21 protein-coding genes, 1 pseudogene and 1 riboswitch are annotated in these 24,224 nt (G+C 74.4%); of the genes and pseudogenes, 9 read left to right on the plus strand and 13 right to left on the minus strand.

Annotated features, from left to right (window positions below; all coding sequences use genetic code 11):
* Nucleotides 1-6: 6 nt before the first annotated feature.
* Nucleotides 7-2,883, minus strand: coding sequence for an aminomethyl-transferring glycine dehydrogenase (gene gcvP / locus I598_RS12075; RefSeq protein WP_068203172.1), 2,877 nt, complete (start codon nt 2,881-2,883; stop codon nt 7-9).
* A 136-nt stretch (nt 2,884-3,019) separates the two neighbouring features.
* Nucleotides 3,020-3,114, minus strand: a riboswitch (glycine riboswitch).
* A gap of 134 nt (nt 3,115-3,248) precedes the next feature.
* Nucleotides 3,249-4,157, minus strand: a complete 909-nt coding sequence (locus I598_RS12080; RefSeq protein WP_068203173.1) for a LysR family transcriptional regulator — start codon at nt 4,155-4,157, stop codon at nt 3,249-3,251.
* 178 nt (nt 4,158-4,335) lie between these two features.
* Here I598_RS12080 and I598_RS17900 point away from each other — a divergent pair, with 178 nt between their 5' ends.
* Nucleotides 4,336-4,818, plus strand: coding sequence for a CBU_0592 family membrane protein (locus I598_RS17900; protein ID WP_068203174.1), 483 nt, complete (start codon nt 4,336-4,338; stop codon nt 4,816-4,818).
* Between the two features lie 97 nt (nt 4,819-4,915).
* On the opposite strand, the gene I598_RS12090 is transcribed toward I598_RS17900, so the two are convergent.
* Complete coding sequence (locus I598_RS12090) at nt 4,916-6,091, minus strand: pyridoxal phosphate-dependent aminotransferase (RefSeq protein ID WP_068203175.1); 1,176 nt, start codon at nt 6,089-6,091, stop codon at nt 4,916-4,918.
* A 72-nt stretch (nt 6,092-6,163) separates the two neighbouring features.
* Here I598_RS12090 and I598_RS12095 point away from each other — a divergent pair, with 72 nt between their 5' ends.
* The 3 genes from I598_RS12095 to I598_RS12105 all read left to right on the plus strand — a co-directional run bounded on the left by I598_RS12095 (nt 6,164) and on the right by I598_RS12105 (nt 9,873).
* Nucleotides 6,164-6,967: a Nif3-like dinuclear metal center hexameric protein gene (locus tag I598_RS12095; RefSeq protein WP_068203176.1), complete on the plus strand. Its 804-nt coding sequence runs from the start codon at nt 6,164-6,166 to the stop codon at nt 6,965-6,967.
* Between the two features lie 65 nt (nt 6,968-7,032).
* Nucleotides 7,033-8,100 carry an alpha/beta hydrolase gene (locus I598_RS12100; protein WP_068203177.1) on the plus strand — a complete coding sequence of 356 codons (1,068 nt, stop codon included), beginning with the start codon at nt 7,033-7,035 and terminating at the stop codon, nt 8,098-8,100.
* 84 nt (nt 8,101-8,184) lie between these two features.
* Nucleotides 8,185-9,873 carry a DHA2 family efflux MFS transporter permease subunit gene (locus I598_RS12105; protein WP_083973236.1) on the plus strand — a complete coding sequence of 563 codons (1,689 nt, stop codon included), beginning with the start codon at nt 8,185-8,187 and terminating at the stop codon, nt 9,871-9,873.
* Nucleotides 9,874-9,883: 10 nt separating this feature from the next.
* Here the strand turns inward: I598_RS12105 and I598_RS12110 are convergent, their stop codons facing one another.
* On the minus strand, nt 9,884-10,579 hold the full coding sequence (locus I598_RS12110; RefSeq protein WP_068203178.1) for an ABC transporter ATP-binding protein: 696 nt from the start codon (nt 10,577-10,579) through the stop codon (nt 9,884-9,886).
* Nucleotides 10,580-10,609: 30 nt separating this feature from the next.
* Nucleotides 10,610-11,734 carry an ABC transporter permease gene (locus I598_RS12115; protein WP_232314145.1) on the minus strand — a complete coding sequence of 375 codons (1,125 nt, stop codon included), beginning with the start codon at nt 11,732-11,734 and terminating at the stop codon, nt 10,610-10,612.
* A 145-nt stretch (nt 11,735-11,879) separates the two neighbouring features.
* On the opposite strand from I598_RS12115, the gene I598_RS17670 reads away from it, so the two are divergent.
* From I598_RS17670 to I598_RS12130, 3 genes are all read left to right on the plus strand, one after another.
* Nucleotides 11,880-13,124, plus strand: coding sequence for a sensor histidine kinase (locus tag I598_RS17670; protein WP_068203180.1), 1,245 nt, complete (start codon nt 11,880-11,882; stop codon nt 13,122-13,124).
* Entirely contained in the window at nt 13,121-13,741 is a 621-nt protein-coding gene (locus I598_RS17675; RefSeq protein WP_068203181.1) for a response regulator, read from the plus strand. The genes I598_RS17670 and I598_RS17675 overlap by 4 nt, the downstream gene beginning before the upstream one ends.
* Nucleotides 13,742-13,827: 86 nt before the next feature.
* Nucleotides 13,828-14,766: an SDR family oxidoreductase gene (locus tag I598_RS12130; RefSeq protein WP_068203182.1), complete on the plus strand. Its 939-nt coding sequence runs from the start codon at nt 13,828-13,830 to the stop codon at nt 14,764-14,766.
* A gap of 200 nt (nt 14,767-14,966) precedes the next feature.
* Here the strand turns inward: I598_RS12130 and I598_RS12135 are convergent, their stop codons facing one another.
* From I598_RS12135 to hpaD, 6 genes and pseudogenes are all read right to left on the minus strand, one after another.
* Nucleotides 14,967-15,617, minus strand: a complete 651-nt coding sequence (locus tag I598_RS12135; RefSeq protein WP_068203183.1) for a hypothetical protein — start codon at nt 15,615-15,617, stop codon at nt 14,967-14,969.
* 102 nt (nt 15,618-15,719) lie between these two features.
* Nucleotides 15,720-16,247, minus strand: a complete 528-nt coding sequence (locus I598_RS12140; protein WP_068203184.1) for a DUF6328 family protein — start codon at nt 16,245-16,247, stop codon at nt 15,720-15,722.
* Between the two features lie 282 nt (nt 16,248-16,529).
* The gene (locus tag I598_RS12145; protein ID WP_068203185.1) at nt 16,530-17,330 is read right to left on the minus strand and encodes an HpcH/HpaI aldolase family protein; all 801 of its coding nucleotides are present in this window, start codon (nt 17,328-17,330) and stop codon (nt 16,530-16,532) included.
* Nucleotides 17,315-18,082 (minus strand): fumarylacetoacetate hydrolase family protein, encoded by a 768-nt coding sequence (locus I598_RS12150; protein ID WP_068205254.1) that lies wholly within the window; start codon nt 18,080-18,082, stop codon nt 17,315-17,317. Before I598_RS12150 ends, I598_RS12145 begins: the two co-directional genes overlap by 16 nt.
* Nucleotides 18,083-18,164: 82 nt before the next feature.
* A pseudogene (locus I598_RS12155) lies at nt 18,165-18,890 on the minus strand (RraA family protein); the annotation flags it as partial.
* Nucleotides 18,891-19,039: 149 nt separating this feature from the next.
* Entirely contained in the window at nt 19,040-20,035 is a 996-nt protein-coding gene (gene hpaD, locus I598_RS12160) for a 3,4-dihydroxyphenylacetate 2,3-dioxygenase (RefSeq protein WP_068203186.1), read from the minus strand.
* Between the two features lie 136 nt (nt 20,036-20,171).
* Between hpaD and I598_RS12165 the strand changes: the two genes are divergently transcribed.
* Both I598_RS12165 and I598_RS12170 read left to right on the plus strand, forming a co-directional pair.
* Complete coding sequence (locus I598_RS12165; RefSeq protein ID WP_068203187.1) at nt 20,172-21,089, plus strand: LysR family transcriptional regulator; 918 nt, start codon at nt 20,172-20,174, stop codon at nt 21,087-21,089.
* A gap of 92 nt (nt 21,090-21,181) precedes the next feature.
* The gene (locus I598_RS12170) at nt 21,182-21,853 is read left to right on the plus strand and encodes a GntR family transcriptional regulator (RefSeq protein WP_068203188.1); all 672 of its coding nucleotides are present in this window, start codon (nt 21,182-21,184) and stop codon (nt 21,851-21,853) included.
* Between the two features lie 206 nt (nt 21,854-22,059).
* Here I598_RS12170 and I598_RS12175 read toward each other — a convergent pair whose 3' ends face one another.
* Both I598_RS12175 and I598_RS12180 read right to left on the minus strand, forming a co-directional pair.
* Nucleotides 22,060-23,355, minus strand: a complete 1,296-nt coding sequence (locus I598_RS12175; RefSeq protein ID WP_083973242.1) for a DUF3500 domain-containing protein — start codon at nt 23,353-23,355, stop codon at nt 22,060-22,062.
* A 16-nt stretch (nt 23,356-23,371) separates the two neighbouring features.
* On the minus strand, nt 23,372-24,220 hold the full coding sequence (locus tag I598_RS12180) for an ATP-binding cassette domain-containing protein (protein WP_068203189.1): 849 nt from the start codon (nt 24,218-24,220) through the stop codon (nt 23,372-23,374).
* Nucleotides 24,221-24,224 lie beyond the last annotated feature (4 nt).

Here is a 24,224-nt window from a genome sequence, read left to right on the forward strand (position 1 = left end):
GGGTCCTCACTCGGCGTAGGCCGCGACGGGCGGGCAGGAGCACTGCAGGTTGCGGTCGCCGTGGGCCTGGTCGATGCGGCGCACCGGGGGCCAGTACTTGGCGTCCCGCAGGCGGGCGACGGGGAACGCCGCCTCCTCGCGGGTGTAAGGGTGGTCCCAGGCGTCGGTCATGACCGACGCGGCGGTGTGGGGCGCCTGCCGCAGCGGCGAGGACGCGACGTCCCAGCGCCCCTCGGCGACGGCGGCGATCTCGCCGCGGATGTGCACCATGGCCTCGACAAACCGGTCGAGCTCGGCCAGGTCCTCCGACTCCGTCGGCTCCACCATGAGGGTGCCCGCGACGGGGAACGCCATCGTCGGGGCGTGGAACCCGAGGTCGACGAGCCGCTTGGCGACGTCGTCGACGGTCACGCCGGTCTCGGCGGTCAGGGGGCGCAGGTCGAGGATGCACTCGTGCGCCACGAGGCCCGCGTGGCCGGTGTAGAGCACCGGGTAGTGCGCCGCCAGGCGCTGCGCGACGTAGTTGGCCGCGAGGACGGCGTGCTGGGTGGCGCGCACCAGGCCGTCCGGGCCCATGAGGGACAGGTAGGCGTAGGAGATCGGCAGGATGCCGGCCGAGCCGTGCGGCGCGGCGGACACGGCCGTGACCGCGGACGTCGCGGCCTTGCGACCCGGCGTCGGGTCGCCGGGCAGGAACGGCACGAGGTGCTCGGCCACCGCGACCGGGCCGACGCCGGGACCGCCGCCACCGTGCGGGATGCAGAACGTCTTGTGCAGGTTGAGGTGCGAGACGTCGCCGCCGAACTCGCCCGGACGCGCCAGCCCCACCAGCGCGTTGAGGTTCGCGCCGTCGATGTACACCTGGCCGCCAGCGTCGTGTACGGCACCGCACACCTCGCGCACGTGGTCCTCGAACACGCCGTGCGTCGAGGGGTAGGTGATCATGATCGCCGCGACGCGACCCGCGTGCTGCGCGAGCTTCGCGTGCAGGTCGGCCAGCTCGATCTCGCCGTCGTCGGCGGTGGCCACGACCACCGCGCGCAGACCCGCGAGCGTCGCCGACGCCGCGTTCGTGCCGTGCGCGGACGCCGGGATCAGCACGACGTCCCGCTGCGCCTCGCCGCGCGACGCGTGGTAGGCGCGGATGGCCAGCAGACCGGCGAGCTCGCCCTGCGAACCGGCGTTGGGCTGCACGGAGACCGCCGCGTACCCGGTGATCTCGGCGAGCTGGTCCTGCAGCGTCCCGACGAGCTCCGCGTAGCCCAGCGCCTGGTCGGCGGGCACGTACGGGTGGAGGTCGGCGAACTCCGGCCAGCTGATCGGCTCCATCTCGGCCGTCGCGTTGAGCTTCATCGTGCACGAGCCCAGCGGGATCATCGTGCGGTCGAGCGCGAGGTCCTTGTCGCTCAGCGCGCGCAGGTAGCGCAGCATCGCCGTCTCCGAGCGGTGCCGGTGGAAGACCGGGTGCTCGAGGTAGCCGGTGGTGCGCAGCAGCGCCTCGCCGAGGCCCAGGTCCTCGCCGGCGTCGGCGGCGCCCGCGCCGAACAGGCCGAGCAGGACGTCGACGTCCTCGCTGGTCGTGGTCTCGTCGCACGCGATCTGTACGTGGTCGGCATCCGCGATGTACAGGTTGTAGCCCGCCTCGACGGCGGCCGACCCGATCGCCTCGGCGCGGCCCGGCACGGCCACCCGGACCGTGTCGAAGAACGACTCGTGGACGACCGCCACCCCGGAGGCGCGCAGGCCCGCCGCCAGCGCCACGGCCCGGCCGTGGACCCGCTCGCCGATCGCCCGCAGACCCTGCGGCCCGTGGTAGACGGCGTACATCGACGCCACGTTCGCGAGCAGCGCCTGCGCCGTGCAGATGTTCGACGTCGCCTTCTCGCGGCGGATGTGCTGCTCACGCGTCGACAGGGCGAGGCGGTAGGCCACCGCGCCGTCCGCGTCCACGGAGACGCCCACCAGACGCCCCGGGAGCTGGCGCTCCAGCCCCTTGCGGACCGCGATGTACGCCGCGTGCGGACCCCCGTAGAACAGCGGCACGCCGAAGCGCTGCGCGGACCCCACCGCGACGTCGGCACCGAGCTCGCCCGGCGACGTCGTCAGGGTCAGCGCCAGCGGGTCGGTCGCGACCGTCACCAGCGCCCCGCGCTCCTTCGCCTCCGCGACCACGCCGCGCAGGTCCAGCACCCGGCCCGACGCGCCGCTCTGCTGCACGACCACGCCGACCAGGTCGCCGACGGGCAGCGGTCCCGCCGCGGCGAGCCCTGCCTCCAGGCCGTCCGAGAGGTCCGCGACCACGACCGGCAGGCCCACGGCGTCGGCCCGGCCGCGCGTCACCGCCAGCGACTGCGCGAACAGGTCGGCGTCGAGGACGACGAAGCCCTCCTTCGCGCGCGACACCCGCCACATCAGGGCGACGGCCTCCGCGACGGCCGTGGCCTCGTCCAGCAGCGACGCGCCCGCGATCTCCAGGCCCGTGAGGTCCTCGACGAGCTGCTGGAAGTTCAGCAGCGCCTCCAGGCGACCCTGCGAGATCTCCGGCTGGTACGGCGTGTACGCCGTGTACCAGGCGGGGGACTCCAGCAGGTTGCGGCGGATCACGGCCGGGGTGATCGCCGGGTAGTAGCCCTGCCCGATCATCTGGCGCTTGACCTGGTTCTTCGCGGCGATCTCGCGCAGGTGGGCGAGCACCTCGGTCTCCGTGCGCGCCGCCGGGAGGTCCAGCGCGGCGGGCTGCCGGATCGAGGCCGGGACGGCCGCGTCGACCAGGGCGTCGAGGTCCGCGTAGCCGAGGGCGGCCAGCATCGCCGCGGTCTCGTCGGCGCGCGGGCCGAGGTGCCGGTCGGCGAAGAGGTCCGGGTCGGCGGGGGAGTGGGACACGAGGGCGCTCCAGGGTCGGTCGACAGGGGCCCTCCCCGCTCTGTCATGGGACCTGAGAGTTTGGCCGGGCGCGTCGGCGTCCGGGTTGCCCCGTCGGTGGACCCGCCGTCGCCGACGGATCGCTTTTCAGAGGTGCCTCGCCGTGACGGTACTGGGGCCTGAGAGATTCCCGGGGAGGGCTTGCTCCTTCGGCGCTGCCGATCCCTCGGCAGGCTCTCCCGACACGGTTCGAGCGGCTGTGCGGTTGTGCGGGCGAGTCTACCGGGTCACCTCCGCGTCACCCTGAGCCCTTGCTCGGCCGAGGCTGCGGCTCCGCGCCCGGCGAGCGCTCGTTCCTCACCCTCACCGTCCGCTGCACCACCGCCTCAGCCGAGGTCGAGCTCGCGGGCGACGTCCACCATCGCGTCGACCACGGCGCGCACCGCCGGTCCGGGCTCGTGCCGGGTCGAGCGGTGCCGGGCCACGATGCGCCGCGATCCGAGGCCGGGCAGCGCGACGATCTGGGTTCCCTCGGGCGGCTCGGAGCGGCGCACGGCGAGCGCCGGGAGCATGGCGAGGCCCTGACCGGCGCCGACGAGCGCCAGCGCGGTGTCGAAGTCGAAGAACGAGTGCCGCACCTCCAGGGAGGTGCCGAGGGTGCGGCCGAGGCGGCGGAGCGCGAGGTCGGCGGCGGTGTTCGGCATGGCGCCCACCCACGGCATGTCGCGCAGGTCGTCGATCCGTTCGGGCGTGGGCAGGCTGAGCGGCACGACGAGCAGCCACGGCTCGTCGACGAGGGGCACGTCGTGGGAGCCGCGCGGGGCGGGGGAGTCGACGTCGACGTCGCGCTCCAGCAGCACCATGTCGAGGTCGCCGGCGCGCAGCATCCGCAGGGAGTCGGCGGGCTCGTGCTCGCGGACGTCGACGGTGACGCCGGGGTACTGCTCGGCGAGCGTCCCGAGGAGCGGGGCGACGACCGCACGGATCGCCGACTGGAAGGCGCCGATGGCGACGGAACCGGTCACGCCCTCGCCCAGGTTGGCGATGGCCTGACGCGCCTCGAGCAGCTCGGACTCGATCCGCTCGGCGGCGTCGGCGAGGACCCGGCCGGCCGGGGTGAGGGTGACGCCGCGAGGCCCTCGGTCGAGGACGGGGAAGCCCTCCTCACGCTCCAGACGGGCGATTTGCTGAGACACCGCGGACGGGGTCACATGCAGAAGATCTGCTGCCGCGAGCACGCCCCCGGCACGGTGCACGGCAAGGAGAAAGGCAAGTCTTCGTGGGTCCGCAGCCATGTAGCGATGCTAACTCCCGTTCGGAGAAGCATGAAATTGTGCTGAACGAAAATCTGCCGCACCATGGACGCAGCGCAGGCTCCGGGGACCACCCCGGAGGAACCCGGCTCCCGGGACCCTGCGCCTCCCCCTACCCCTGCCCTGGCAGCCTGCTGCCACCGTCGTGCCCGGAGCCAAGATGTCCCCCACCCTGCTCACCGTGATCACCGTCCTCGGCTGGATCGGCGCCGCCGCCGGTCTGGTCGCCTATGCCCAGGTGAGCCGGGGCCGCTGGACATCGAGCTCGTCGGCCTTCCAGGCCACCAACATCGTGGCCGCGATCCTCATGTGCGTCGTCGCGGGCGTCAACGGGGTGTGGCCCTCGGCCGCCGCCAACGTCGCGTGGATCGTCATCGGCATCCAGACCCTCCTCATGGCGCAGCGCGCCCGCCTCGCCGAGCAGCAGGCCGCCACCGCCACCGCCGGGACCGTGGCCGTCGAGCCCGCCGTGGTCTCCGTCGTCGAGCTCGACCTGCCCCTCGTCGAGACGCCGCTCGACCTCGCGACGGCCGAGCGCGTCGCCGAGTCGGTCACCCTCACCGGTGCCCTGCCGGTCGTCACGCCGTCGGTCACGACCGAGACCGCGCCGTCGGCGCTCCGCGTCCCGGCCACGGTCGCCTGACCGGCAGGTCCCCGCGCCCCGCACGCCCCGCCGTCCGTCCGGACCGCGGGGTGTCGGCGTCCCCGGAACAGCCCGGGTCGGCCCGGTTCAGCCGCCGTCAGCACTCGAGGGTCGCCTGCCAGGCGACGATCCGGTCCACGGCCCGCGCGACGACGTCCGGCGCCGCCGCGAACGACAGCCGCACCCAGTCCCGGCCGCGCTCGGCGTCGAAGTCGGTGCCCGGCGTGATGGCGACGTCCGCCTCGGCGAGCAGCCGCGCGCAGTAGGTGACGGCGTCGAGGCCGAACCGCGACACGTTCCCGTACAGGTAGAACGCGCCGTCGGCGGGTGCGACGGGCCGCCAGCCGAGCTCGTCGACGCGGTCCAGCAGCGCGGCCCGCGACGCGGCGTACGCGGCGACGTTCTCCGCGGCCGCGGCGTAGCCCGCAGGGGTGAACGCGGCGATGCCGGCGTGCTGGGCGAGCGCCGGGGGAGACAGGGCCACGTTGCCCGCCAGCGCGTCCACCGGCCCGACCAGCTCGTCCGGCAGCACCAGCCAGCCGAGCCGCCAGCCCGTCATCGCCCAGTACTTCGAGAACGAGTTGACGACGACGGCCCCGCGGTCGGTGTACGAGGCGGCGGTGGACTGCTGGACGTCGTCGGTGTACGCGATGCCGTGGTAGATCTCGTCGCTGATCAGCCGCACGTCGTGGTCGGCGCACCAGCCGGCGATCGCGTCGAGCTCGGCCGGCGTGATCATCGTGCCGGTCGGGTTCGCGGGGGAGGCCACGACGACCCCGTCCAGCCCGCCGCCGTAGTACGCCTCCATGAGCTGCGAGACCGTCGGCTGGTACCGGGTCTGCGGGCCGCAGTCGAGCTCCACGACCTCGCACCCCAGCGCCGACAGGATGTTCTTGTACGCCGGGTAGCCGGGGCGGGCGAGCGCCACCCGGTCGCCGACGTCGAACGCCGCGAGGAACGCCAGCACGAACCCGCCGCTGGACCCGGTGGTGACGGCGATGCGCGCCGGGTCCACCTCGACGTCGTACCAGCGGCGGTAGTGCCCGGCGATCTCGGCGCGCAGCGCGGGCACGCCCATCGCCTCGGTGTACCCGAGGTCCGCGCCGCGCAGCAGGTCGGCCGCGCGCTCGCGCACCACGTCGGACGCGCCCGTCGACGGCTCGCCCGCGCACAGGTTGAGCACGTCGTGCCCGGCGGCGCGCCGCGAGTTCGCGGCGGCGAGCACCTCCATCACGGCGAACGGGGGCACGTGGCTGCGGCGCGACACCTTCATGCGCCCATCATGCCCGCCCCGAGCCGCGCCGCGGGGGCGCCGGCCGGCGGCGCGCGGGTAGCGTGGACACCCGTGACGACGACGACGGCGGGCGACCTGGTCGCCCGCGCCACCGCGGCCCTGGGCGTGGCGGCCCGCCCCACCACCGTCGACGGCATCGACGCCGGCGACCCGGACGCTCGCGTGACAGGTGTCGCGGTCACGACGCTCGCCACCCTGGAGGTGCTGGAGCGCGCCGTCGCGGTGGGCGCCAACGTCGTGGTGACGCACGAGCCGCTGTACTACGACCACCAGGGCACGCAGGTGCCCGACCTCGTCGCCGAGGCCGACCCCGTGCAGGCCGCGAAGGCCGCGTACGTCGCGGCCCACGGTCTGGTGGTGTGGCGGATGCACGACGCGTGGCACGACCGCCGCCCGGACGGCATCGACGAGGGGTTCGCGCGGGCGCTGGGCTGGACTCTCGACGCCGCCGAGGCGGACCGTGGCACCGCGGTGTGCGACGTGCCGCCGACGACGCTCGGGGCTCTGGCCGGGAACATCGCCGAGACCTTCGGGGCGGACCAGCTGCGGTGCGCGGGCGACCCGCAGGCGCCGGTGCGGCGGGTCGCGCTCGACCTCGGGTTCCGCGGTTTCGCCCGCAACCGGGCGCTGCTGCGGCGCGACGACGTCGACGTCGTCGTCGTGGGGGAGGCGCACGAGTGGGAGACGGCGTCGTACGCCACCGACGCGGCGCGCGTGCTCGGCACGGGGCTGGTCGTCGTGGGGCACGTGCCGAGCGAGCAGGCCGGGATGAGCCTGTTCGCGGACCGGCTGCGCGACCTCGTCGACGTGCCCGTGACGTTCCTGGCGACGCCGGACCTGCTGCGCGCCGCCTGACGCCGCGTCGACGCACCGGCCGCACACCGGTCGCGGCCCGCCCGCGTCCCGCCTAGGTTCGGGCCATGGAGCCCGCCCCGCCGCCGACGTCGCCCGGCTGGGACCCGGACGTGCTGCCCGGCTTCGAGCAGCGCACCCTGCGGCTGGCCCCCGACTTCGAGGGCGACGTGGTCGCCACCGTGGTGCGGCGCACCCGGCCGGGCACGGCCGACGGCGTCCCGGACGCACGCACGGACGTGCTGTACGTGCACGGCTGGACGGACTACTTCTTCCAGACGCACCTCGCCGACTTCTGGGAACGCCGCGGCGTGCGGTTCCACGCGCTCGACCTGCGCAAGTACGGCCGCAGCATCCGCGAGCACCAGACGCCCGGGTTCGTCACGCGGCTGCGCACCTACGACGAGGACGTCGAGGCGGCGCTCGCCCTGATCGGGCACGGCCCCGAGAGCGGCCACGGGCGACGGCTGATCCTGCTGGGGCACTCGACCGGCGGGCTCGTGCTCAGCCTGTGGGCCGAGCACCGGCCCGGCCGCGCCGACGCGCTGGTGCTGAACAGCCCGTGGCTGGAGTTCCAGACCCGCCGGGTGGGCCGCATGGTGCTGGAGCCGGGGATGCGCGCCCAGGCGGCGCTCGCCCCGCGCCGGCAGCTCATGAACGTCGACCTCGGCTACTACGTGCGGTCCGTGTCGTCCCGGTTCGACGGCGAGTGGGACATCGACCCCGCCTGGCGTCCCGACGACGGCTGGCGGGCCACCCCCGCGTGGATGGCGGCCATCTTCTCCGGCCACGACCGGGTCGCCCGCGGCCTGCACATCGACGCCCCCGTGCTCGTGCTGCTGTCCAGCCGCTCCACGGCGCCCCTGCGCTGGAGCGAGGACATGCTGCGCACCGACACGGTGCTCGACGTCGAGGGCGTCGCCCGCCGCACCGTGCAGCTCGGCCCGCTGGTCATGCTCTGCCGCGTCGAGGGCGCCCTGCACGACGTCACCCTGTCCGCCGCGCCGGTGCGCGACGTCGTCTGGCGCGAGCTCGACCGGTGGTGGCGCGCCTACGTGCCGCCGCCCGCGCCGGAGGCGGCCCCCGAGCCGGAGCCCGAGCCGCGCGGGTGGCGGCGCTGGTTCGGGCGCCGCTGAGGCGGTGCTCGCCGGGCGCGACCACGACTGTTCTGACAGCGTGTCACCTGGTGTCGCCCGTGATGTCGTCGTGGAGGCTGAGGAATGGATGCTGATCTGACGCGTGCGGGGTCGGCCGACCCGGGCGACGGGGGACCGGCCGGCGACGACCGGGCGTACGCGAACCGGTGGCGGGCCCTCGTCGTGCTGTCGGTGGCGCTGTCGATGGTCGTCATCGACGGCACGATCGTCGCGGTCGCGATCCCGGACATCGTCGCGGACCTGGGCCTCGGGCTCAGCGACGCGCAGTGGGTGAGCGCGTCGTACGCCGTCGTGCTCGCCGGTCTGCTGCTGTCCGCCGGCCGGCTGGGCGACCGGATCGGGCGCCGCCTGCTGCTCGTCGTCGGCGTCGCCCTCTTCCTGGCCGGGTCCGTGATGTCCGCCGCGGCGGACGACGGCGGCACGCTCATCGGCGGCCGACTCGTCCAGGGCCTCGGCGCCGCGGCGATCCTGCCGACCACGCTGTCCACGGTGAACGCGACGTTCCGGGGCAAGGACCGCGCCGCGGCGTTCGGCGTGTGGGGCGCGGTGATCTCGGGGGCGGCGGCGATCGGCCCGCTGGCCGGCGGATGGCTGACGACGTCGTTCACCTGGCCGTGGATCTTCCTGGTGAACCTGCCGATCGGGGTGGCCGTCGTCGTGGGCGCCCTGCTGTGGGTCCCCGAGACCCGGACGAAGGTGGACGTGCCGGGCCTGGACGTCGACGGGCTGCTGCTGTCCGCGCTCGGCTTCGGGGCGCTGGTGTTCGGGCTCATCGAGGGCCAGACGCTGGGCTGGTGGGCGCCGAAGACCGACTTCCAGGTGCTCGGCATGACGTGGCCGGCCACGGCACCCGTGTCACCCGTGCCGGTGCTGCTCGCGCTCGGTCTGGGATTGTTGGTGCTGTTCGTCGTGTGGGAGCGGCACCGGGCCAGGGTCGGGCGCTCCGCGCTGCTGGACCTCGACCTGTTCCGCATCCCCACGTTCCGGTGGGGCAACGTCGCCGCGACCGCCGTGGCGGTGGGGGAGTTCGGCATCATCTTCGTGCTGCCGCTGTTCCTGGTGAACGTCCTGGCCCTGTCCACGATGGGCGCCGGCCTGGTGCTCGCGGCGATGGCGATCGGCGCCTTCCTGTCCGGGGCGTCGGCCCGCCACCTCGCCGCCCGGGTGGGTGCGCCGCTCGTCGTCGTGATCGGCCTCGTCCTGGAGGTGGTCGGTGTCGCCGCGGTCGCGCTCGTCGTGACACCGGACGTCTCGCCCTGGCTGCTCGCCGTCGTCCTCGTGGTCTACGGCGTCGGGCTCGGCCTCGCCTCCGCACAGCTGACGAGCACGACGCTCGCCCAGGTGCCCCCCGCGCAGTCGGGCCAGGGCTCGGCCACGCAGTCCACCGTGCGCCAGGTCGGCTCCGCGCTGGGCACCGCGCTGGTGGGGACGGCGCTCGCGGTGCTCCTCGCGACCACCGTGCCCGCGTCGCTCGACGGGCAGGGGTTGCCTGACGAGCAGGTGACCCAGCTCGCGGACGCGACGGCCGGGTCGGCGGGGAACGTGATCACCGGTCTGCGCGACCAGGGGACCGCCGGGGAGCTGGGCGAGCAGGGCCCGGCCGTGGTGGACGCGCTGTCGCAGGGCTTCGCCGACGCGACCCGCGGGTCGCTGCTGGTGGCCGGGGTGTTCCTGGTGGCCGGGCTCGTCGCCGCGACCGCCGTCGTGCGCGCGTCCCGGCGCCTCGAGGGCGCCGGGACGGGACAGAGCTGAGGCGGGTCGGTCAGGCCCGGGCGAGAGCCGCGGGGTCCTCGAGGCGGGCGTCGAGCATCCGCACGGTGGCGTCGACGGTCGCGAGTGTCGAGGCGTCGTGCGACACCAGCAGCGTCGCCGCCGACGTCTCGCGGGCGAGGTCGGTGATCAGCTCGACCACCTGGGTGCCCCGCTCGTGGTCGAGCGCGGACGTGGGCTCGTCGACGAGCAGCACCTCGGGCCGGCCGACGAGGGCGCGGGCGATCGCGACCCGCTGCCGCTGCCCGCCGGACAGCTGCGCCGGACGCTTCCCCGCATGGTCGGCCACGCCGACGGCGTCGAGCAGCTCCATCGCCCACGCGCGCACGGCGGCCGGGCGCCTGCCGCGCAGGTGGGCGTGCAGCTCGAGCTGCTCCAGCGCGGTGAGCGAGCCGAGCAGCTGCGGCGACTGGAACACCATGCCGATGCGCTCGAGCCGCACGCGCGTCGCCTGCGCCACCGAGGTGTCGGGCGTGAGCACGACGTCGTCGCCGATGGTCACCGTCCCGCGGCTCGGGCGGGTGAGCCCGGCCGCCACGGCCAGGAGGCTGGACTTGCCGGCCCCGGACGGGCCCAGCAGCGCGGTGGTCGTGCCGGCCGGGACGGTGAGGTCGACGTCGTCGACGGCCGTGAGGGTGCTCTCGCCGTCGGGGTAGACGAGGGTGACGTGCTCCAGGTGCAGGTCCACGGGTGGCTCCTTCGGTGCGGGCGAGGACGGTCAGCGGGCGGCGAGGGCCGCGTGCGGGTCGATGCGGGTGATGCGGGCCACGGAGACGCCGGCACCGACGAGGCCGAGCAGGATCAGGCCCGCGGCGGGCACGAGGGTGGTGGTGGCGGTGACGACGACGGGGACGGCGTCCGGCAGCAGGGTCGCGGCGGCCACGGAGAGCCCGGTACCGACGGCGACGCCGCCGACGAGCAGCACGGCGGCCTGGCCGAGCGCGTCGCGCAGCAGGTACCGGGTGGAGGCGCCGAGCGCCTTGAGCACCGCGATGTCGCCCGAGCGGCTGATCGTCCACACGGTGAAGAACGCGCCCACCACGAGGGCCGAGATGACCAGCAGGAACGCCTGCATCGTCGTCAGCGACGTGTTCTCCCCGGCGAACGACGAGACCGCCGAGCGGGCGTCCTGCGTCGTGACGGTCGTCGTGCCGAGCGCGTCGTCCGCGGCGGCCAGGTCGGCGTCGTCGGTCGTGGTCAGCGCGACGACGGTCGCCACCGGCTCCGCCCCGGCACCGGTCGCCGCGGAGCCGCGAGCGCCGATGTCCTGCCAGTCGTCCAGGGAGGTCCACACGACGGGGGTGTGGGAGAACGACTGGTCGGCGTCCACGGTCGCGGCGACGGTCAGCTCGGCTCCGCCGAGGATCACGGTGTCGCCCACCTGTGCGTCGAGGGCGTCCGCGGCCCCGGGGGTGAGCACGACCGTGCCGGGCTCGACGTCCCCGGGCCGGCCGTCGTCGCCCGCGGGCACCAGGGCGGTGCCGCCGGCCACCCCGAGGGCGGTGACGGACGCCGTGGTGCCGTCCGTCGCGGCGCGGGTGGTCGCCACGCCGAGCGGGTCGGCGGACTCGACGCCGTCGACGTCGGCCCAGCCCTCCCACTGGCCGGCCTCGACGCGCGAGGCGGTGAACTCGGGGTCGTCGCCCGCGGCGGGCATCGAGAACGCGAGGTGGTCGGCGGGCAGGTCCGTCACGGCGGACGTCGACTCGCGAGCCAGTCCCGCCGTCAGGGACGCCAGGAACGTGACGAGGAAGGTGATCAGCACGATCACCACGGACATCAGGACGAAGCGGCCTCGGGCATGCTGCAGATCGCGCAGGGCGACGAACACGGGAACCTCCACGGACGGTGCTGGGACTGCCTCCAGCCTCCGCGCCGCCGCGCCCGCGGTCATCGCGATCCGGGGTGATCCCGCGACGCCGGACGGTGGGTCCGCCGATCAACCTTTCGGACGATGCGCGGCCGCCGGGTCTGGCTACCGTGGACAGGTGATCCGCCATCCCTCGCCGTCGGCGACCCGGGGCCTCGTCCTGGGGCTGGACGTGCTGACCGCGGCGCTGGTCGTGGTCGCCGTCGTGCAGGCGCCGCCGGGCGTCGGGGTGCCCGTGCTGCTCGTCGCCGGCGGGTTCGGCGCCCTCTACGTCGCGGGGCGCCTGGTCGTGCGGGTGCACGAACGGCCCGTGGACACCCCGCGGGGGCGATGGTGGCCCGACGCCGCGTGGGTCGTCGCGCTCGTGGTCCCCTGGGCCGCGCTGCTGTGGCTGTCCCCGGCGGCGCTCTGGCTCGCGTTCCCGTTGATGCTGTGGCAGATGCACGTGCTCGGCCCCCACCGTGGCGTCGTCGCGGTCGCCGTCACCACGGCGCTCGCGGTCGCCGAAGGCCTGCTGGTGCAGGCCGGCGACGGCGAACCCTGGACCGGGTTCGTCCTCGGCCCGGTGCTCGGCGCGGCCGTCGCGGTGGGGGTGGTGCTGGGGATCGAGGCGTTCGTGCGCGAGTCCCAGACCCGGCAGCGCACCGTCGACGAGCTGACGCAGGTGCGCCGGCACCTCGCTCAGGCCGAGCGCGAGCGTGCCGTCACCGACGAACGGGCCCGCCTCGCCCGGGACATCCACGACACCCTGGCGCAGTCCCTGTCCGCGATCGAGCTGCTGCTGCGGGCCGCGGACGACGCGGTGGGCACCGACGACGTCAGGGCGCGGACGCTGATCGGCCAGGCGCGGGCGGCTGCGGGCGACGGCCTGGCGGAGGCACGGCGCGTCGTCGAGGACCTCACGCCCGGCGACCTCGACCGCACCACCCTCGTCGCGGCCCTGCGCCGGGTCGCGGAGCGCACCGGGACCACCGGCGACGACACCGACGGACGGCACGGGCCGTCGACCGTCTCCGTCCGGACCAGCGGGACTCCCCGCCCCCTGCCCGTGCCGCTGGAGACCGCGCTGCTGCGGATCGCCCAGTCGGCCCTCGCCAACGTCGCCGAGCACGCGGACGCCGCCCACGCGCACGTGACGCTCACGTACGAGGAGGACGCCGTCACCCTCGACGTCGTGGACGACGGCAGGGGGTTCGACGCCGCGCAGCCGGGCGACCGTGCCCACGGACGAGGGTTCGGCCTCCCCGCCATCCGCTCGCGCGCCCACGAGCTCGGAGGCACCGTGGCGCTGGAGAGCAGCCCGGGCGGCGGGACTGCCGTCGCCGTCACCCTGCCCGTCCGAGGGACGGAGGACGCCCGGTGATCGACATCGTCCTCGCCGACGACCATCCCGTCGTGCGCGCCGGGCTGCGCGCCGTCGTCGAGAGCCAGCCGGACATGCGCGTCGCGCACGAGACCTCGTCCGCCGAGGACCTGCTCGACTGGCTCGACGGCGGCGGCCGGGCCGACGTCATCCTGCTCGACCTCCGCTTCGGCGCCGGGCGCCTGGGCGGAGCGGCCGCCACCGGCACGATCGTCCGCCGGCACGCCGTCCCCGTGCTGGTCGTCACCACCTACGGCACCGACGCCGACATCCTCGCCGCCGTCGAGGCCGGCGCGACCGGGTACCTCCTCAAGGACGCGCCCACCGAGGAGCTCGCCCGCGCCGTCCGGTCCGCCGCCGCGGGGGAGGTCGCGCTCGGCGCCGACGTGCAGCGCCGGCTCCTCGGACGTCTGCGCGCGCCGGGCGAGAGCCTCAGCGCGCGCGAGCTCGAGGTGCTGCGGCTGGTGGCGGCGGGCCGGTCGAACGACGCCATCGCGCGCGAGCTCTTCGTCTCCGTCGCGACCGTCAAGTCGCACCTGGCGCACGTCAACACCAAGCTCGGCAGCCGGTCGCGCACCGAGGCCGCCGCCACCGCCCGCGAGCGCGGCATGCTCTGACCCCGGACGGGCCGCGCCCCGTCCACGGGGTGGAACGCCACGGCCCCCGACCGGCGGGCGCCCCACGTCGCACGTAGCGTGGCTCCATGAGGTGGTCGGCGGACGGGCTGGTGGCGGTGACGGGGGCGTCGGGGAGGCTCGGGTCGCGCCTCGCCTTCCGGCTGGCGGCCGAGGGCGCGCGGCAGCGCCTGGTGGTCCGGGACCTCGCCCGGGCGCCGCGCCTCGCGGACGGGCGGCCGCTGCCCGAGTGCGAGGTCGTCACCGCCGCCGGCTACGACGACGCCGTGGGGATGCGCGCAGCGTTCGAGGGCGTGCAGTCGGTGTTCCTCGTCAGCGCCCGCGAGTCCGCCGACCGGGTGACCGAGCACGTGGCCGCGATCGACGCCGCGGTCGCGGCAGGGGTGGAGCGCATCGTCTACGTGTCGTTCGTCGGCGCCGCCCCGGACGCCGTGTTCACGTTCGCGCGCGACCACTTCCACACCGAGGAGCACCTGCGCGGCACCGGGCTGCGCTGGACGGTGCTGCGCGACAACCTCTACCACCAGGCCCTCGCGTCGTTCGTCGGGCCCGACGGCGTCATCCGCGGCCCGGCGGGCACGGGCCGCGTCGCGTCGGTGTCGCACGACGACGTCGCGGACGTCGCGACCGCCGTCCTGCTCGACGAGGACCCGCGCCGCCACGACGGTGTCGTCTACTCCGTGACCGGCCCCACGGCCCTCACCCTCGCCGAGGTCGCGACGCTGCTGTCCGACGTGACGGGGCGGGAGATCCGGTACGAGGCCGAGACGGTGCGGCAGGCGTACGCGTCACGGGAGCACCTCGGGGCGTCCGCGGTGGAGCTCGCCGGGTGGATCTCGTCGTACGAGGCGATCGCCGCCGGGGAGCTCGCCGGGGTGTCCGGCGACGTCGCCCGCCTGGTCGGGCGACCTGCCCGGTCGTTCGAGCAGTGGCTGGACGACTACCCGGCCGAGTGGGAGCACCTGCTGGTACCGCCGTCGTCGGACGCCGGTGGCACCGACGCGTGACGCCGTCGGCGAAAAACGGTTGGCGGGTGCGGGGCGGGCGCCTAGCCTCGGAGCACGTACCGGAAAGGAGGTGATCCGAGAAGTGAAGACTCTTCGGACCAGCGAGGTGGTCGCGGGCTGAACCCCGCGACCACCGGGACCCGCGGGTGCCGTGCCCTCGTCCAGCACGGCAGGAGACGACCTCCGACCCGCGGGTCTCCCTATGCCCGGTCGCAGAACGTGCTGATGGCGTCGGCCGCGGCGTACTCGGCCACCGGGTCGGGCGTGTCCGTGCACGACGACAGCCCGGTCTCCATCAGCTCGAAGCTGGTCCACGCCACGTCGACGGCCTCGCTGCCGTCGGCGCACGACACGACGGCGTCCTGCGTGGAGTGCCGCGTGTACGAGTACTGGATGTACCTGCCCTTGCTCTTGCCGACCAGCAGCTCGGTCGGGTCCGCGAGCCGGGGCGCCCGCTCCGCCTCGAGCAGCCCTCCGGCGACGGCGTCCTCCACGACGGCGTGCTGGGCGTCCGTGGCTCCCTTCGCGACCCGGACGCCCGCGTCCTCCTGGCGGTCCCAGGAGTCCACGACCTTGATCGCGCCGGACCCGCTGACCGTGGACAGCACGATCGCGGTGTAGACCTTCTTCTCGGTGGGGGAGCCCTGCCACTCGACCACGACGCCGTCGGCGCAGGCGCTGGCCGAGGCGGGAGCGGCGTTCGCGGACGCCGAGGCGGACGACCCGGCGGCGGTCTCGGTGGTCTCGGTGCCGCCCGGCTCGTCGGCGCCGGCGCACCCGGCGACCAGCAGGGTGGTGGCCGCCAGGGCGGCACAGGGCAGGAGGTGGCGTCTCGCGTCGTTGCGTCTCACCCGCGGCAACCTAGCGGATGGAAAGCGCTTAACTCCAGAGTTCGCGGCGATCCGGTGGCAACGATCCCACAACGGTCGGCCATGGCCGGCGGGTCCGCGGCCTCATGCGCCGCCGGCGGCGCGGTGCCGTCGCCGCACGACGAGAGGCATGACCGCCCACAGCCCGAGCAGCAGCAGCGCCACGAACGACCCGACGACGATCCCCGCCACCCGGCCCAGGACGACGTCGAACACCAGCAGGGCGGTCGCCGCGAGCGCCACCGCCAGCAGCACCAGACCCACCCGCGTGAGCCGGTCGCCGCCCGTGACGATCGACGTCTTGAGGTGCTCCCGGAACAGCACCCGGTGCAGCGCGACCGGCGCGATGAACAGGCCCGTCGCGGTGATCGCGACCAGCACGTCGCCGAGGTAGACGGCGACCTGGAACGTGTCGAGCTCGGCGAACTTCGACTGGAACGGCAGGATCAGCAGGAAGCCCGTGAGGATCTGCACGCCCGTCTGCAGGACCCGCAGCTCCTGCAGCAGCTCGTTCCAGTTCCGGTCCGACCGCTCGTCCGGCGTCTCCGCCCGGCCGTCGTGCGACCGGCCCGTCGCGTCTCCGGACGACCGGCTCGTCGCGTCGTCGCTCATCGCGTCCCCCGTCTCGGATCGGCCCGGCGGCGTCCTGCGGCGCCGCCCTGCCGCTCATCGTCGCCGACGACGCCCGCCGCGTCGAGCACCCGTCGGCGCGAGTCAGCGCACACCGGGGCGAGTCAGCGCAGGTCGGCGCGAGTCAGCGCAGCCCGGCGGCTGCACTTCCTCAGCCATCGCCGTCGGGAAGCGTGAGGAGGTCCGACGGCGGACACGGCGGCGCTGCAGTTCCTCCGGTATCGCGGGGCTGATGGCTGAGGAACCGCAGCCCCGTCGACCGGCTCAGTACCCCGCGCGGCCCGGATCCTCGACGCCGACGAACCGGGCGGCGAGCGCCTCGGACCCGCGGGCGAGGAGGGCCACGTCGGCACCCACCAGCACGAACGACGCGCCGGCGGCGAGGTACGCCTCGGCGACGGCGGGGTCGAACGCGTTGACGCCGACCGGCTTGCCGGCGGCGCGGACGGCGTCGAAGGTGCGCAGGACGGCGGCGCGGACGTCCGGGTGGGTCTGCTGCCCGAGCAGCCCCAGGGAGGCGGCGAGGTCGGACGGTCCGACGAACACGCCGTCCACGCCGTCGACGGCGGCGATCTCCGCGGCGGCGGCCACGCCGTCGACGTCCTCGACCTGGACGAACAACGAGACGTGGTCGGCGGCGTCGGTCAGGTACCCGTCGACGCGGTTCCAGCGGCCGGAGCGGGCGAGCGCCGAGCCGACGCCGCGACGTCCCCGCGGCGGGTAGTGGACGGCCTCGACGGCAGCGCGCGCCTGGGCGGCGGACGACACCATGGGCACCAGCAGGTTCTGGGCGCCGAGGTCGAGCACCTGCTTGATCGTCACGGCGTCGTCCGACGGCACCCGCACGAGCGGCGCGACGGGGAAGGCGGCGACGGCCTGGAGCTGGGCCAGCACCGAGGGCAGGTCGTTGGGACCGTGCTCCATGTCGACGAGCAGCCAGTCGAGGCCGGCGTCGGCGCAGATCTCCGCGACGAGCGGGCTGCCCGAGCACACCCACATCCCGGCGAGGGGGCGGTCGGCGGCGGCCAGGGCCGCGCGGAAGGTCGGGTTCAGAGGAAGCGGCACGTGATCGTTCCCATCGGTCCGTAGTCGCACAGCACGGAGTCGCCGCGGGAGATCCACGTCGGGCGGGTGAACGACCCGGCGAGGATCGTCTCCCCGGCCTCCAGCCGGTCGCCGTGCTGGTGGAGCTTGTTCGCCAGCCAGGCGACGCCGGTGGCGGGGTGATTGAGGACGCCGGCGGCGACGCCGGTCTCCTCGATCGTCTCGTTGCGGTACAGCAGGGCGGACACCCAGCGCAGGTCGACGGCGTCGGGCGCGGTGGGGCTGCCGCCGAGGACCATCCCGCCGTACGCGGCGTTGTCGGCGATGGTGTCGACGATGGTGCGTCCCTCGAGCTCGACGTGCGAGTTGAGGATCTCCAGCGCGGGCACGACGTACTCGGTGGCGCGCAGCACGTCGACGAGCGAGCAGTGCGGACCCTCCAGCGGTCGGGCGAGGACGAAGGCGAGCTCGACCTCGATCCGCACGTTGGAGAAGTCGTCGAACGGGATCGTCGCGCCGGTGGACCACACGGTGTCGTCGAACATCACGCCGTAGTCGGGCTCCGTGATGCCGGTGGCGGCCTGCATGGCACGCGAGGTGAGCCCGATCTTGCGGCCCACGAGCCGCCGGCCGGCCGCGACGTTCTGCTCCCGCCACACGCGCTGGATCGCGTAGGAGTCCTCGACGGTCGCCTCCGGCCAGCGGGCGGTGATCCGCGGGACCACGCCGCGCTCACGGTCGGCGACGGCGAGCTCGGCCGCGATCTGCGCGATCGTCTCGGGGGAAGCATCGGTGCTCCTTCGGTGGGGTCGGGCGCCCGGACGGCCGGGGGACCGTCCGGGCGGGCTCAGGGGTTCAGGCGCGGGTGCTGCGCCACGCGTCGTAGGCGGAGCGCCACTCGCCGCTGGGCGGGAACAGGCCCTCGACCGGGTGTCCTGCGGCGACCTGCTCGGCCACCCAGGCGTCCTCGTCCTCCTTGGCGAGCGCGGCGTCGACCACCTGCTCGGCGAGATGGCGCGGGACGACGAGCACGCCGTCCGCGTCGCCCACCAGGACGTCGCCGGGCTGCACCGCGGTTCCCCCGCAGGCGACGGTGACGTCGGACTCCCAGGGCACGTGCCGGCGGCCGAGCACCGCGGGATGGGCGCCCGCGCAGTAGACGGGCAGCCCGACGGCGGTGACCGCGACGACGTCACGCACGCCGCCGTCGGTGACGACACCTGCCGCCCCGTTGCGCCGGGCCCGGATCGCGAGGATGTCGCCGAGCGTGCCCGAGCCAGGGTCGCGCCGGGCCTCGACGACGATCACCTCGCCCGGACCGACGCTGTCGAACAGCCGCTTCTGCGCGTTGTACCCGCCACCGTGGCTCGCGAAGAGGTCGGGGCGCGCGGGAACGAACCGCAGCGTGCGGGCCACGCCGACGAGCTTGCTCGCGGGGTGCAGCGGCGTGACGCCGTCGATCGTGACGTCGTCGTACCCGAGCGCCCGGAGCTGGGCGGACAGCGCCGCGACGGGAGCGCGCAGGTACTTGGCGCGCAGGTCGTCGGCGAGCGGTGCGGGGCGGTCGCCGGCGGTGTCCGACGACGTCGGGGGGCGCGTGGTCCGGCCCGGCGGGGCGGGGGTCGGCGGAGGGGTCGTCATCGTTCTCCTCGTGGTCCGGCGGCGGGCGTCGTCACCCGACCGGCTTCCTGGATCGTATACGATCGACGGTCGTCGGGATCGGGTGCACCTCAGTGCAGACCCAGGTACTGCTCCAGCGTCTCCGGGGTGGCGGTCAGCAGCGGCTCGCGCACCGCCTCGCCCGGGAACTCGCTGGCCTCGAAGAACCAGCGCTCGGAGGCCGGCAACCCCCACTGCTGCGCACGACGAGGGTTCGACACGTCCCAGCGGATCGGCTCGGACTCCAGGTCGATGAACTGGTAGTGCGTCGTGAACAGCTCGATGCGGTGCTGGTCCGGGTCACGCACGTAGAGGAACAGCGCGTTCGACAGGCCGTGCCGCCCTGGGCCACGGTCGATCTCGCGGCCGAACCCCTTCGAGCCGGTGACGTCCGCCGCATGGATCAGCGCCGTGGCGTCCGGGACCGTGTACGCGAAGTGGTGCAGGCGCGGCCCCCGGCCGTTGGTGAACACCAGGTCGTGCGTGTTGCCCTTCACCTCCAGCCAGGTGCCCCACAGCTCGTCGGTGCCGTCCTTCGCCGTGTACTCCGACATCCGCATACCCAGTCCGGCCCAGAAGTCCGTCGCCGTCTGCACGTCGTGCGTGACCACCTGGTAGTGGTCCAGCCGCTGCGGCGCACCGGCCCGGAAGTCGTGGAAGTCCGCCATCTTGCGGCGCACCGTCTCCATGGACGAGGTGATCTCCATGAGCGTGCCCACCGGGTCACGGAACTGCAGGGTCGCACCCTGGTGGTCCTGCTCGACCCGCCGGTGCTCGACGCCGGTCGCCCGGAAGTGGCGCTCGGCCGCCAGCACGTCGGCCTCCGTGCGGACCCGCAGGCCGATCCGGTGCGCCCACGCGTCGTCGGCGCGCTCCAGCACCAACGAGTGGTGGGCGTCCTCCTCCAGGCCACGCAGGTACACCGTGTCGTCGGTCTCCGCGGTGACGACCAGGCCGATGACGTCGGAGTAGAACGTGCGGCTGGCGTCGAGGTCCGTCACCCCGAGCCGGACGTGGCTCGCACGGGTGAGGGTGAACGGCGGTTCGAAGCTGGTCTGGGGAAGCATCGTCGACTCCTCGGGTCCACGGGCCGGGCAGCCCGTCCTGCGACCAGGCTGACACCTGGCGAGCCTTCCGGGAACTACCGATGTCCTCGCCCCGCCATAGCGATCATGTATGGCGCGACGGCGTAGCCTGGGGAGCATGGAGCTGCGCCAGCTGCGGTACTTCACGGCCGTCGTCGAATCCGGCTCGTTCACGGCGGCGGCCGAGGTCCTGCACCTGTCCCAGCCCCCGCTCAGCGTGGCGATCTCGAAGCTCGAGTCCGAGCTCGGCGTCCGGCTGCTCGACCGGGGACCGCGCGGCGTCGAGCCGACGAGCGCCGGCCGGTACCTGCTCGACGCCTCGTCCCGCATCCTCGGCGAGGTGGACGACCTGGTCGCCGGCCTCGGTCGGCACGCCGCCGGCACCGCGGGCACCCTGACGATCGCCGCCGTGCCGGTGCTCATGTGGCACCGGCTGCCCGCGCTCCTGCGGGAGCACGCGGCTTCGGCGCCCGACGTCGAGTTGCGGCTCGTGGACCCGCCGCCGTGGACCGCGATCGAGATGCTCCAGCAACGTCAGGTCGACCTGGCGGCCGTGGTCGTGGCGGACCCGCGCCGCTTCGCCGCCCGGCACCGCGACGTCCTCGACGTCGTCGACTGGGGGCCCGTCCCCCTGGTCGCCGTGCTGCCCCCGGACGAGGTCGACGCGCCCGACCCGTACCCGCTGCGGGCCCTCGACGGCACGGTGCTGCTCCTGCCGACCCGCACCGCGGCCGTGCCGAGCCTGCCGGAGGCGGTCGAGGCGACGCTGCACCGGCACGACGTCCGACCGCGGGAGATCCGCACCGTCCCGACCATCCAGGCCGGGCTCCCGCTCGTCGAGGCCGGCACCGCGCGGGCAGTCCTGCCCGACCCCGACGGGCGGAGCCTGGGACGCTTCGACGTGGTGGTGCGCGAGCTCGCCCCGGCCCCGCGGCCGATGCGCGCGCTGGTGCTCTGCCGGCGGGGCGGCGCCGCCGACCCGAAGATCCGACGGCTCCTCGAGCACGTCGGCGACACCAGCGGAAATCCTGTGTGATCTCCGATATGATCAGCCAGGTCAACTGACGCCCAGCGTGACCCGCGACGACGCGGCGAGTCACCGGCGCCGACACGAGAGGAAGTCCGAGCGTGGCAGCCAGCAAGGCCGACCAGTGCTACGAGATCCTGCGCCAGGGGATCATGGAGGGCACGTTCGCCCCCGGGCACCGCCTGGTCATCGACCAGCTCGCCCGCGACCACGGCATCAGCTCCGTCCCGTGGCGAGAGGCCATCCGCCGGCTCGAGGCCGAGGGGTGGGTCGACATCGTCCGCAACGCCGGCGCCGTCGTGAAGACCTTCGACACCGGCTCGTGGGAGCGCACCATGCAGCTCCTCGCCCGCCTCGAGGGGTACGCGACGGCCCTGTCCGCGCCGCACCTGACCCGGGACGAGCTCGACCGGGCCCGCACCCTCAACCGCGCGATGGGCGACGCCCTCCACGGCTTCGACCCCGCCCGGTTCGGCGAGCTCAACCGCGAGTTCCACCAGCTCCTGTGCTCCCGCTGCGACGACGCCCGCCTGGCCGGCCTGGTCTCCGACGAGTGGACCCGGCTCGAGCTCATCCGTCGCTCCGCGTTCTGGTACGCGCCCGGCCGTGCGCTCGCCTCCCTGGCCGAGCACGACGGCCTCATCGACCTCATCGAGGGCGGTGCCGACCCCGACGTCATCGAGAACGCCGCACGCCGTCACGAGCTCAACACCGTCATGGCGATCCACGAGCACGAGCGCCAGCACGCCGACGACCCCGCCGCGACGCACTGACCGCCGCCGCGCCTCCTCCGGCATCAGCTCCCGGTGCGTGAGGCGGGGCAGCGTGGTGAGGTCCGAGGTCGTGGATCCTCACGCATCAGCCGTCGACGCGTGAGGTTCCACGGCACCGGCTGATGTCCGGCGTCGAGCAGGCGGCCACGCCCGCCGGCCACGACAGCCGGGCACCCGGCACCCTGCACCCTGCACCCTGCACCCGGTCAGTCGTGGGAAGCGTCCCCGAGCTGGGCGAGGTAGGCGCGGCCGTAGTCGTTGCCGTTCGGCTGGCGCAGGGTGGTGTGGACGTGGAACCGGGCGGGCAGCCGGTTGGACAGCCAGACGCCGGCGTGGTGGTCGAGCTCGGCGAGGACGACGGGGCTGTGGATGCGCAGGTAGAAGGGCTGCGACCCGTCGGTGGCGCCGTACCAGGAGAGCCAGGTGTCGTCGCGGTGGGCGTCGACGTCGGCGAGCGTGAGTCGGCGCTGCGGCTCGGTGAGCAGCAGGTGGAAGTCCTCGACGATCGCCCGCAGGAGGGCCCACTGGTGGTCGTCGAGCGACGTGGCACGGATGCCCTCGGGCGGGACCACGCGGTTGTCGCGGAACGCCCCGGCAACGTGCCGCTCGTCGGCGGGGTGGAGTCGACCGGCGGGCATCGACGGGTCCAGGACGGAGCTGTACACCACAGCCTCGGCGCGCTGTACATCGGTGAGCGAGGACGCGAGCTCCAGGGCGGCGCGCTCCCGCGCGTCGAACAGCGGCGGCCGGGCGCCGTCGGACAGCGCGGGCTCGGCGCCGAGGAAGACGGGGGCGACGACGTGCCGCCCGGCCACGGACACGAACGACACGGCGACGTGATGGCCGAAGAGCTGCCATCCCCACGCGCCACCGGCCGACGGCGTCCCGAACACCGAGACCCAGTAGCTGCGCTCGTTCATGAGGTCGGGCAGGTCCACGAGATCGCCGAGGAACCCGTTGAGCGCCATCGCCTCCCGGACCCGCGCGTACCCCTCCGGGCTCAAGGACGCCTCGACCATCGCCAGGGCGGCCTGCGCGACGGGCTCGTCGAGCTCCTCCAGGCGCAGGCCTCCGTCGTGGATGACGAACTCGGGGTTGCTCCAGGCGCGCCAGCGCGGCGAGCCGACCGGGTGCTGCGCGACCGCCCGCCGGTCGTCGTCGAGCAGGGCGAGGAGCCGCTCGGCCGCGCGCGCGGCCTCCGGGGCGGCGTCGGTCACCGGCACGAGCCGGTGCACGTCCCGCACGACGCCGTCGGTCGTCACCCCGACGAACGGCTCGTCGTAGAGGTCCTGCCACGCACCGAGCAGCTCCTGCACGAACCCCGGCTCACGCTTGCGCCGCGAGAACTCGACGTAGTCGAGGCCCCGCCACTGCGCGAGGACGGGGTCGTCCAGGTCGTACAGGTGGTCGCGGTAGCCGCCCTGGTCGAGGGTGACGTCCTCGTCGCGGGCCGTCACCCGGTCGGAGGAGAAGAAGTCGTCGAGGTCGTTCTCGGTGCTCACGGATGCTCCTGGTCGATCAGGCGGCGTCGCGGGCCTCGCGACGGGCGGCCCGGCGCTCGGTGCGGCCCGCGGGGTGGGACGCGGGGCTCGCGGCCAGCAGGGCCCGCGTGTACTCGTGCTGCGGGTCGTCGAAGAGCGCGCGGGTGTCGCCCTGCTCGACGAGCTCACCGTTCCTCAGCACGCCGACCCGGTGGGAGATGTGCCGCACGACGCCCAGATCGTGCGTGATGAACAGGTAGCTGACGCCCGACGCGTCCTGGAGGTCCTTGAGCAGGTTGATGATCTGGCTCTGGGTGGACAGGTCGAGGGCGCTGACGGCCTCGTCGCAGACCACCAGCCGCGGCTCGAGGACAAGGGCGCGGGCGATGGCGACCCGCTGGAGCTGCCCGCCGGACATCTCGGACGGGTACCGGGTGAGGTGCGCGGCGGTGAGCCCGACCTGCTCGAAAGACGCGAGAGCCCTCGCACGCCGCTCCGCCCGGTCGCCGATGCCGTGCCGGGCCAGGGTCTCGGTGATCGCGCGGCCGACCCGGTGCCGCGGGTTGAGCGAGGCGATCGGGTCCTGGTAGACGGCCTGGACCTGCCGCCGGTAGGCCAGGGGCGTCTCCTTCGGCATCGTGGAGATGTCCTGGCCGTCGTAGCGCACCGTGCCGCCGCTGACGTCGGCGAGCCGCAGGATCGCCTTGCCGGTGGTGCTCTTGCCGGAGCCGGACTCGCCGACCAGGCCGTACGTCTCGCCCGGCGCGATGGTGAAGCTGACGCCCCGGACCACGGTGAGGGTACGGCGGCGCCAGGACGCCGCGCCGGCGACGTCGTAGTCGACGCGCAGGTCCTGGACGTCGAGCAGGGGCTGGTTCGCGGTCATCCGT

The sequence above is a fragment of the Isoptericola dokdonensis DS-3 genome (genome assembly GCF_001636295.1).
GTDB classification, from domain to species: domain Bacteria; phylum Actinomycetota; class Actinomycetes; order Actinomycetales; family Cellulomonadaceae; genus Isoptericola; species Isoptericola dokdonensis.

What these genes read in the sequence shown, in the direction of transcription:
- hpaD (WP_068203186.1), bottom strand. Translation starts at nt 20,035, where the DNA reads ATGCTTCCCCAGACCAGCTTCGAACCGCCGTTCACCCTCACCCGTGCG.
- I598_RS12090 (WP_068203175.1), bottom strand. Translation starts at nt 6,091, where the DNA reads ATGAAGGTGTCGCGCCGCAGCCACGTGCCCCCGTTCGCCGTGATGGAG.
- I598_RS12165 (WP_068203187.1), top strand. Translation starts at nt 20,172, where the DNA reads ATGGAGCTGCGCCAGCTGCGGTACTTCACGGCCGTCGTCGAATCCGGC.
- I598_RS17900 (WP_068203174.1), top strand. Translation starts at nt 4,336, where the DNA reads ATGTCCCCCACCCTGCTCACCGTGATCACCGTCCTCGGCTGGATCGGC.
- I598_RS12105 (WP_083973236.1), top strand. Translation starts at nt 8,185, where the DNA reads ATGGATGCTGATCTGACGCGTGCGGGGTCGGCCGACCCGGGCGACGGG.
- I598_RS12080 (WP_068203173.1), bottom strand. Translation starts at nt 4,157, where the DNA reads ATGGCTGCGGACCCACGAAGACTTGCCTTTCTCCTTGCCGTGCACCGT.
- I598_RS12130 (WP_068203182.1), top strand. Translation starts at nt 13,828, where the DNA reads ATGAGGTGGTCGGCGGACGGGCTGGTGGCGGTGACGGGGGCGTCGGGG.
- I598_RS12180 (WP_068203189.1), bottom strand. Translation starts at nt 24,220, where the DNA reads ATGACCGCGAACCAGCCCCTGCTCGACGTCCAGGACCTGCGCGTCGAC.
- I598_RS12140 (WP_068203184.1), bottom strand. Translation starts at nt 16,247, where the DNA reads ATGAGCGACGACGCGACGAGCCGGTCGTCCGGAGACGCGACGGGCCGG.
- I598_RS12100 (WP_068203177.1), top strand. Translation starts at nt 7,033, where the DNA reads ATGGAGCCCGCCCCGCCGCCGACGTCGCCCGGCTGGGACCCGGACGTG.